Here is a 9,161-nt window from a genome sequence, read left to right as displayed (position 1 = left end):
GCCTGACCCACCCCCGCCGGACCACCCGAAGCGAAGTAGCCGTACGAACAGTGCACGAGGGCGACGACGCCCGCGAACACGATGGCCTTGATCGCCGAGTACACGAGATCGGTCGGTGACAACGCCAGATGGAAGAAGTAGTCGTACGTACCCGCCGAGGCCCCGCCCCAGAACACGATCACCAGTCGGGTCGACAGGTAGCTGGCGAGCAGACCGATCATGAAGATCGGCAGGACACACACCATCGCGGCCAGGACCCGGGTGCCGGCCAGGAACGGGATCGACCGGACCGCCATCGAGTCGAGAGCATCGATCTCGTCGGAGATCCGCATCGCTCCCAACTGCGCGGTGAATCCCGTCCCCACCTTCGCCGCCAGAGCGATCGCGACCACCACCGGCGCCAGTTCGCGGGTGTTGGCGATGGCCGACAGCATTCCGGAAAGCGTTGTCATCCCGATGAGTTCGAGCCCACGATGGGTCTCGACGCCGAGCATCATCGCCGCGGCGAGGGACATCGCGAACACGATGCCGATGGTTCCGCCGCCCGCAAGCACCGAGTTGGTGCCGAAACTGACCTCGCTGATCTGGGCCAGGACGTGCTTGCGGTACCGCGTCGCCGCGTACGGCAGCGACACGACGGTACGAGAGAAGAACGTGACGTGGCGGCCCACGTCAGCGACACCGTCGAGCACGGCGACTACCGGGCGGGCCGCCCGGCGTAATCGCACCCTCGTGTCGAAACCGACCATCAGTACGCCCCCACCGCCGGGACGATCACCGTGTACAGCGCCGACAGCGCGGTGTTCACGATGAACACGAGTGCGAATGCGATCACCACGGCCTCGTTGACGGCGTCGGCCACTCCCCGGGGCCCGCCCTTGGCGTGCAGTCCCTTGAACGTCGCCACGAGCGTCGAGGTGAGTGCGAAGACCGCGGCCTTCACCAGCGCCATCACGAAGTCCGACATGCGACCGTACTGACTGAAGGTCGCCATGAATGTTCCGGCCGGCAGGTGCTGGACGTAGATGTGGTAGAGGTAGCAGGCCATCACGCCGCCGAAGGTGACCATCGCGCACAGTGCGAGCGATACCACGACGGCCGCGACCAGTCGGGGCGCGACGAGCCGCTCGAGCACGTCGATTCCCATGACTTCCAGCGCGTCGATCTCTTCGCGAATCTTCCTCGAGCCCAAGTCGGTACAGATCGCCGACCCCGCGACCCCCGCCATCATCAACGCACACACCAGCGCCGATGCCTGCCCCACGATGATGAACGCCACCACCGCACCGGAGTAGCCGCCGGCACCGATCCGCCCCGCCAGTTCACCGACCGACACTGCGACGAAGACACCGATCGGAATCATCAGCAGCAGAGACGGACCGGTGCTCACCCGGCCGATGAACAGCGTCTGGCTCACCGTCTCACCGAGCGACAGCCTCCCCCGCACCACCGTCCGCACCAGTGCGACGAGAGCCTGCACGGAGAAGCCGATGAGGTACCCGCTCTGGAGCGCGACGTCCTGCATCGGCCCCTTCGCGGTGGGCAACTCGTAGCTCATCCGCCGGCCCTCCCCAGTTCCGTGTCGAACGCGAGACCCCTACGGCCCCCTGCGCGGTCAGCCCTGCACGACGGCCGTCCCACCTCGCAGGTCACCCTTGACGACCTTGCCGCTCGCGTTGCGCGGCAGCGCTTCCACGAACACGATGTCCTTCGGATGCTTGTAGCGCGCCAACTGCTCGTCGAGGAACGGCTGCAGGTCTGCGAGGGTGAGACTTTCGCCCGCGTCCGGCCGGAGAGCGACCACCGCGACGGGAATCTCGCCCCACTCGGAGTCCGGCCGCCCGATCACGGCTGCCTCGAGGATCTTCGGATGCGCGAACAGTGCGTTCTCCACCTCGGCGCAGTAGATGTTCTCTCCGCCGGAGATGATCATGTCCTTCTTGCGATCGACGACGTAGACGAAGCCCTCGTCGTCCATGCGTACCAGGTCTCCCGAGTGGAACCATCCACCGTGGAACGCATCCGCCGTGGCCGCCGGGTTCTGCCAGTACTCGAGCATCATCGTCGGGCCGCGGTAGACGATCTCCCCGACCGCACCGGGGGCGACGTCGTTCATGTCGTCGTCCACCACCCGGGCCTGGACGGTCGGGATCACCCGCCCCACCGAGCCCAGCTTGCGGAGGGCGTCCTCACCGTCGAGCACACAGGTGATCGGCGACATCTCAGTCTGCCCGAACACCGCGACGTTCGACGCGTCCGGGAAGGTCTCCGCCATCGCCCGGAGCACCGTGTCCGAAGCGGGGGCCGCGCCCCATGAAATGCCGCGTAGCTTCAACTTTCGCGGCTGCGCCTGCTGTACCGCGCACACGGCCTGCCACTGGACCGGCACCAGGAACAGTGTGGTGACCTGCTCCTCCTCGAGGACGTCGAGCAGGGTGTTCGGATCGAACGCACCGACCGGGTAGATCACGGTGGTCAGGCCCAGCATCAGACTCGGGGCCATCGATCCCAGCGCCGCGATGTGGAACATCGGGGAGGCACAGAATCCGATGTCGTCGGAGCGGTTCAACTGGAAGGCACGAATGCACGTGAGGGCCTGCGCCTCCATGTTGCTGTGCGTGAGCACTGCCCCCTTGGGACGTCCCGTGGTGCCCGACGTGTACATGATGAGCGCCGGCGTGTCGTCCGGAACATCCAGCGCTGCACGATGTTCTCCGCCCTCGGCCACGAGGTCCTCGTACCCGAGGACGTCGCCCTCGGAGCCGGCGCCGACGGTGACAACCAGTTCGAGTGCACCGGTCTCGGCCCGGACCGCGGCGGCGAGCGGTGCCAGTGTCGTGTCGGTGACCACGGCGCGTGCGCCGCTGTCCCGCACCAGATATGCGACCTCGGGAACCGTCATGCGGAAGTTCACGGGCACCGCGATCGCGCCGAGCGCATTGGTGGCGAGTACCGCCTCGAGGTACTCGGGACGATTGAGCATGAGAATCAGGACCCGGTCCCCGAACCCGACGCCGCGGCGTGACAGCGCGTTCGCGACGCGTTCGACCCGATCGTGCAACGAGGACCACGTGATCGAGGTGCCCTGGAAGCGCAACGCTTCGCGGTCCGGGATCATGCGGGCGTGCCGCGCAACCTGGTTGTTCCAGTTGGTGCGGCGAGACCGTTGCGCCTCGAGCGCGGCGGCGGGCACAGCAGCGGAAGTGACCATCGAGGGTTCCTCTCGTGCGTGGCGGGTCCTCCCGACTCGACCGGACCCGTGGTTCGATGTGATGCAGATTACATGTCGTGAGGGTTTTCGGGGAGCAGTTTGTTAGTCGAGATTCTCGGTAGGGGCCGCCCCGCGCCGACGTCCGCGACCGCACGGGCACGGCGTCGGGAACTGGCCCGCAACCAGCACTTGTCGGCGCGACGATCAGCTCGGTCGACGCCCCGTTTCCGAGGACGGGAAGTAGACGCAGATTCCACCGTCACGGAAACCGAGGAGGTCGCTTCTGCAACATCGCAGCCGCCCCCTCGGCGAAGTCGCCGGATGCGAGAAGCTCTGCCTGACCGACCTTCTCCCGTTCGAGTGCCGCATCCAACGCGGCCAGGGTGCCCGCCGCCAGTGCCCGTTTGGTGAGCTCGAGCGCACGGCGCGGCCCTGCTGCGAGCCGGGCCGCGACACCGCGGGCGTGCGCGACGAGTTCGTCGTCCGGCAGCGTGCGCGACACCAGGCCCAACCGGTCGGCATCCGCCGCGGGTACCCGCTCACCGAGCAACGCCATTTCGGCGGCCTTCGCCCGGCCGATCGCGGCAGGAACCAGCACGCTCGCTCCGCCGTCCGGCATCAGTCCGATCCCGACGAACGGGAGCAGGAAGTATGCACCGTCCGCAGCGTAGGTGAGGTCGGCGGCGAGCGCGATCGAGACCCCGACCCCCGCGGCCGGCCCGTTGACGGCCGCGACGACCGGAACCGGAACCTCGACGATGGCACGGATCGCCTCGTTGGCGACATCCATGACGATCGTGGGATCGGCCGGATCGGCCACGGCGGCAGCTAGATCCGCCCCCGTGCAGAACGCCCGACCCGACCCCGTGATCAGGATCGACCGCACCCCCGGATCGCTTCCGGCCGCACGGACGGCGGCCCCGAGATCGCGCATCGTGGGCATGTCGACAGCATTCATCCGCTCGGGCCGCGCGATGGTCAGTTCCAGGACCGAATCCCGCAGTTCCCGCCGCAGGCCGCTGCCCGTCGGAGTGGTCATTCCCGATCCCTTCCTCGATCATCCGGAAGCATCCGGCCAGGCGGATCGAACCGGGGTGGCGCAAGAATTGGCGCTAACTTTCGCGACGTTCGGCGTGTTTGTCAACCCCTCTCGCACCGACGAATCATCCTGACGGGCCCGGCAATACAGTTCCCGAACCCGGGCTGCCGCGACTCCCCCGTGAAGTATGCTGTCGCCCACCAGTCCCCGCGTGAGGAGGTTCGGTGGCGGAACGAACGAAGGCTGGAACTCGCGGGGGACGCGTTCGGATCGACGTACAGCACCCGCCCCCCGCCGAGCCCCGGCGCAGGCCGAAGAATCGGAAGGCCCAGATCGCCGCGGTGGCTGCCGAGGCCTTCAGCGAGCGCGGCTACCACGGTGTCAGCATCGACGAGATCGCTTCGACGGTAGGAATTTCCGGCCCGGCGCTCTACCGCCACTTCCCCAACAAGTACGCACTGTTCCTGCACGCCGCGACCGGACTCGCGACCGCGCTCGAGGACGCCGTGGTGGACGACCCGAATGTGATCGCACCGAACCCGTCCCGGCGTCTCGACCAGCAGATTCTCGCCGCCGTCCGCACCACGATCGCCAACCGGCGTACTGCCGGCCTCTACCGTTGGGAGAGCCGCTACCTCGAACCGCACGACCGCGAGGGCATCCGCGATGCCATCGTGATCGTCAACCGGCGAATCGGCGCGACGCTCGACGAGGTCCGCCCGGGTCTCGACCGGCGGGACAATCTCCTGATCTGTGTCGCCGTGCTCAGTGTCATCGGGAGCATCACCGTCCACCGCTCGGCGCTTCCGCAGAAGCGGATGGAACGCCTGCTCCTGGATGCCTGCCGGACGGTCGCCGCAACCGAACTCCCCGCCGAGGAGCCGTCGCCGGAGGTTGTCGCGGTCACGGGAATCCCATTGTCCAACAAGAGGGAAGTGCTTCTGAACGAGGCCGTTCCACTGTTCCACGCCCACGGCTACCACGAGGTGAGCATCGAGGAGATCGGTCACGCCGCGGGCATCAACGCGTCCGGCGTGTACCGCCACTTCGCGAGCAAGGCGGACCTGCTGGCCGCGGCGTTCCACCGTGCAGCGGACCGCCTCGCGGTGGCCGTGAGCACGGCACTGGGCACCTCCGCCACGCCGCGGCAGGCGCTGGAGTCGCTGGTGGACGTCTATGTGCGCCTGTCATTCGCGCAATCCGAACTGATGTGCGTGTACTTCGCCGAGATCGGCAGTCTGCCGGCCGCGCAGCGCAGCGAACTGTGCAATGCCCAGCGGCTCAACGTCGAGGAGTGGGCGCTCCTGCTCCGCGAGTCCCGCACCGAACTGTCCGCGATCGAGTGCCGGTTCCTCGTCCACGCGGCACTGAGCCTGGCGCTGGACGTCGGGCGGGTGATGCGGTTCGAGTCGACCGCGGCCAACGAGGCGCGCGTCCGCACGCTCATGCTCGCGACACTGCTCGGCGAGACGGGAGCCGCGTGAGTATCTCGGCGACGGCAACGGCGCGGTCCGGCGAGGCGATCAAGGCAGTACCCACATTCACGCCCGACGACATCGGAGGTCGACCATGAGCGTGCACGACGACATCGAGGCGCTGCGCGCCCGCACCGACCGGATCGATCCGCGGGAACTCGACGCACTGTGGACGCGCCTCGAGCCGTGCCGGATCGCCGACCTCGTCGGATACCGCTGGCGTGGTTTCGCGTTCGACACCGGACACCGGACCAGCGGCCTCCTCGAGCAGACCCACTGGTACGGAAAGGCGTTCGCGAGCGAATCCGACGTCCAGCCACTGCTGTGCCGCGGCGACGACGGACAACTGTTCTCCGACATCGGGACCGGGCACGGCGAGGCGAGCCTGTGGGAGGTGCTCTTCCGCGGTGAGGTCACCGCGACGATGGTCTACGACGGCATGCCGGTGTTCGACCATTTCAAGAAAGTGGACGACGACACCGTCGTCGGCGTCATGAACGGCAAGGGCAAACTCGTCTTCGACGGCGGTGAGCACTTCTGGTTCGGACTCGAACGGGACGTCGCACTCTGACCACACACGAGATCGGTCAGATGAGATGGCGGTGCGTGGCGAGACGTCGCCGCATGTCCCGCAGGTAGAACGTGGCGGTTACCTGACGCACCGGCCGTGGCAGCCGTCGGTAGACCACGGGCAGGACCGCCATGAGCCGGTCGAAGCGACGCTGATCGCGCGGGCTCCAGGGCAACTCGAACTGGTCGCGGATCCGGGGCGGCAGCAGACCGATCGTGAAGAAGCGCTGCAGCGGCATCGCGAGCCGCACCGGCAGCGGCGCCTTCCCGCCGGAGAGCAGACGCCGCACGTACGCGCGCACCTGGCCGTCCACCTCGGCTGCCTCGATCATCCGGTCCCAGTAGGCGTCGAACTCGGCGCGGGTGGCCGGCCACATGTCCTCCTTGACCTGCAGTGCGGTGCCGTACACCGCCGACTGCCGGTACAGGCGTTCCGCGTCGGCATCCGACAACGCACCGAAGAACCGCGTGTACATGTCGAAGCCGTTGCGGTACAGCGTCGCCGCGACCCACAGCTGCAGTTCCGGGTCGAACGCGTTGTAGCGCTCCGACCGCACCGGCACGTGTACCCGGTTCACCAGTCGCACCACCGCCCGCTTCTCCTCCGGCGTGCCGAGCGTGACGGCGTACACGTACGTCATCGTGGTGCGCAGGCGGTCCAGCGGCCGGTCGAGGGTGGTGCTGTGCTCGGCGACCCCCCGTCCGACACCCGGCAGGGCCAGTTGCAGCAGGACCGTCGCCCCCGCCCCGATCAGCAGCATCGACTCCCCGACGAAATCGGCCAGATCGACCGCGCCGGACGGCGGGTCCGTCGGCGGTGTCCCGCCCGGATGAATCGCGGTCTCGATGGACATCGTTCGGTCTTCCTCTCCAGATGAGTCGCTCGCCGGGACGGTCGACTCGATCGTCCGGTCAGGCCCAGATCCCGGCCCGTTCCAGGTGCGCGACCAATCGCGCTGCCGCATCGTCGAACTGGACACGGGTGTGCCGAACCACCGCGGACCGATCGTGCGCGCGGATCGCCTCGATCAGACTCGTGTGGGACCGCACCGCTAACGCGCTCCAATCCGGATCCGCAGCGTACAGCCGATACGGCGTGTACCGGGCCGCGTTGAGCAGGAACCACGCCAGCTTCGGCCCGCCCGCGATGCGGCACAGCTCGCGATGGAACTCGTACTCGGCGTCCGCGATCCGGTCCGGGTCGGCGACCGCGGCCGCGTCCCGCAGGACGTCGTTGAGTGTCACGAGCCGGATCAGGTCCGCGTCGGTCGCGGATCCGGATGCACGCACCGCCAACTCCACCGTGATCTGCCCCTGCAACCAGAAGATGTCGTGCACGTCCTCGCGAGCGAGCCGCGAGACGACATACCCCCGGTTGGGCACCGACTCGACCATGCCCTCACCACGCAGGGTCAGCAGTGCCTCGCGCACCGGAGTGACGCTCACGCCGAGCTCGGCCGCGGTCTCGTCGAGCCGGACGAACTCACCGGGCCGTAATCGCCCCGACATCACGGCGTCCCGCAGGTGCGATGCCACGTCGTCCGACAGTTGCGTCCGACGCAGCGGACGCGCGGGCCGTACCGGGGTACCCACGACCGGCTCCTACAGCCCGTACGTCTTGCCGATGATGTCGCGCTGAATCTCGTTGGTGCCACCGTAGATCGACGACACGAGCGCCTTGCGAACGTGGCCCTCCATGTCGAACTCGGTGGCGTATCCGTAGCCTCCCATCATCTGCATGCCTTCGAGCGCCACCTTCTTCGCGGTCTCGGTGGCCTTGAGCTTCACCATCGACGCCTCCCGGGGGAACATCTTCGTCGGGTTGTCGTCGATCAGTCGCGCCGTGCTGTACACCAGCAGTCGGGTGCACTCGATCTCGGTGGCGAGATCGGCGATGCGGTGCCGAATCGCCTGGAAGGTCCCCACCGGCCGGCCGAACTGCTTTCGCTGCGTGACGAATTCGAGTGCGTCGTCGAACGCCCGCTGCGCCGTCCCCAGCATCATGGCGCCCAGGATCAGCCGTTCGATGTTGAGACCGGTCATCAGCTGGGTCCACCCGCGGCCCACCTCGCCCACCACCGCGTCGTCGGGGAGCAGGACGTCGGTGAGGTAGAGGTCGTTGACCTCCTTGCCACCCATGGTGTCGATGCCGCTGATCTTCAGCCCGGGTGTGTCGGTCGGTAGATGGAACATCGTGAGGCCCTCGTGCTTGGACCCGCTGCGATCGGTGCGGGCCACCAGCAGGATGTTCTCGGCGAAGTGCGCGCTCGAGCACCACGTCTTCTGACCGTTGATCAGCCAACCGTCGGAGACCTTCTCGGCCCTGCAACTGAGATTGCCGACGTCGGAGCCCGCCTCGGGCTCGGACATCGAGATCGACTCGGACGCCCCGCGGACGATGCCGCCGAGCACCGCCTCCTTCTGCGCGTCGGTGCCGAACTTCTCGTACGCCGCGCCGGTGATGAGGGTCGGTCCGATACCCCCGATCGGCGCCATGCCGCGCGCGGCCTGCTCGAGCAGGATGCACATGTCGACGGCCGTTCCCGCCGAGCCGCCGTACTCCTCGGGCACCGTGATCCCCAGCCAGCCCAGCGCCGCCATCTTCAGGTAGAGGCCCTCGTTGTGGTGGTGCTCGCCGCGACCGGTGAGGGCGTCGCGCTGCTCCCGCGTGCCGCACTCCTTGCGGAAGAAGGCGGCCACCGCCTGCGCGAAGTCCCGCTGTTCGGAGGTGAAGTCGATCGTCATGGAAGGTGCTCCTGCCTGCGAGGAATCGAGAGCCTGTCTTCGTGAGGGCCGGGACCGGCGCCAGCCACCGCTCGTGGGGGTTGTCCACATCCGCCGGGCCGAATAGTGTGAGCGTCACCAC

At 67.7% G+C, this 9,161-nt stretch carries 9 protein-coding genes; 2 read left to right on the top strand and 7 right to left on the bottom strand.

The window, feature by feature from the left end:
• The 4 genes from IJ15_RS0114640 to IJ15_RS0114625 all read right to left on the bottom strand — a co-directional run.
• A partial coding sequence (locus IJ15_RS0114640; RefSeq protein ID WP_031939092.1) for an MlaE family ABC transporter permease occupies positions 1–749 on the bottom strand: 749 nt, incomplete at its 3' end.
• Positions 749–1,558, bottom strand: coding sequence for an MlaE family ABC transporter permease (locus tag IJ15_RS0114635; protein WP_031939091.1), 810 nt, complete (start codon positions 1,556–1,558; stop codon positions 749–751). The genes IJ15_RS0114640 and IJ15_RS0114635, both read right to left, overlap by 1 nt.
• A 57-nt stretch (positions 1,559–1,615) precedes the next feature.
• Positions 1,616–3,211 carry a fatty-acid--CoA ligase FadD5 gene (gene fadD5, locus IJ15_RS0114630; protein WP_031939090.1) on the bottom strand — a complete coding sequence of 532 codons (1,596 nt, stop codon included), beginning with the start codon at positions 3,209–3,211 and terminating at the stop codon, positions 1,616–1,618.
• Between the two features lie 259 nt (positions 3,212–3,470).
• On the bottom strand, positions 3,471–4,250 hold the full coding sequence (locus tag IJ15_RS0114625; protein WP_031939089.1) for an enoyl-CoA hydratase-related protein: 780 nt from the start codon (positions 4,248–4,250) through the stop codon (positions 3,471–3,473).
• A gap of 224 nt (positions 4,251–4,474) precedes the next feature.
• Here IJ15_RS0114625 and IJ15_RS0114620 point away from each other — a divergent pair, with 224 nt between their 5' ends.
• Both IJ15_RS0114620 and IJ15_RS0114615 read left to right on the top strand, forming a co-directional pair.
• Complete coding sequence (locus IJ15_RS0114620; RefSeq protein WP_031939088.1) at positions 4,475–5,734, top strand: TetR/AcrR family transcriptional regulator; 1,260 nt, start codon at positions 4,475–4,477, stop codon at positions 5,732–5,734.
• 85 nt (positions 5,735–5,819) lie between these two features.
• Positions 5,820–6,296: a DUF4334 domain-containing protein gene (locus IJ15_RS0114615; RefSeq protein WP_031939087.1), complete on the top strand. Its 477-nt coding sequence runs from the start codon at positions 5,820–5,822 to the stop codon at positions 6,294–6,296.
• Positions 6,297–6,312: 16 nt separating this feature from the next.
• Here the strand turns inward: IJ15_RS0114615 and IJ15_RS0114610 are convergent, their stop codons facing one another.
• Genes IJ15_RS0114610 through IJ15_RS0114600 form a run of 3 tightly spaced genes read right to left on the bottom strand, consistent with a single transcriptional unit; the run spans position 6,313 to position 9,040 of the window.
• Positions 6,313–7,149, bottom strand: a complete 837-nt coding sequence (locus IJ15_RS0114610; protein WP_031939086.1) for an oxygenase MpaB family protein — start codon at positions 7,147–7,149, stop codon at positions 6,313–6,315.
• A gap of 58 nt (positions 7,150–7,207) precedes the next feature.
• Positions 7,208–7,888, bottom strand: a complete 681-nt coding sequence (locus IJ15_RS0114605; RefSeq protein WP_031939085.1) for a GntR family transcriptional regulator — start codon at positions 7,886–7,888, stop codon at positions 7,208–7,210.
• Between the two features lie 9 nt (positions 7,889–7,897).
• Complete coding sequence (locus IJ15_RS0114600) at positions 7,898–9,040, bottom strand: acyl-CoA dehydrogenase family protein (protein WP_031939084.1); 1,143 nt, start codon at positions 9,038–9,040, stop codon at positions 7,898–7,900.
• Positions 9,041–9,161: the final 121 nt, after the last annotated feature.

This window comes from Prescottella defluvii, from assembly GCF_000738775.1.
In the GTDB taxonomy this organism is placed as follows: domain Bacteria; phylum Actinomycetota; class Actinomycetes; order Mycobacteriales; family Mycobacteriaceae; genus Prescottella; species Prescottella defluvii.
Note: the sequence above shows the minus strand (reverse complement) of the source record. Positions and strands in the feature narration are given on the sequence as shown.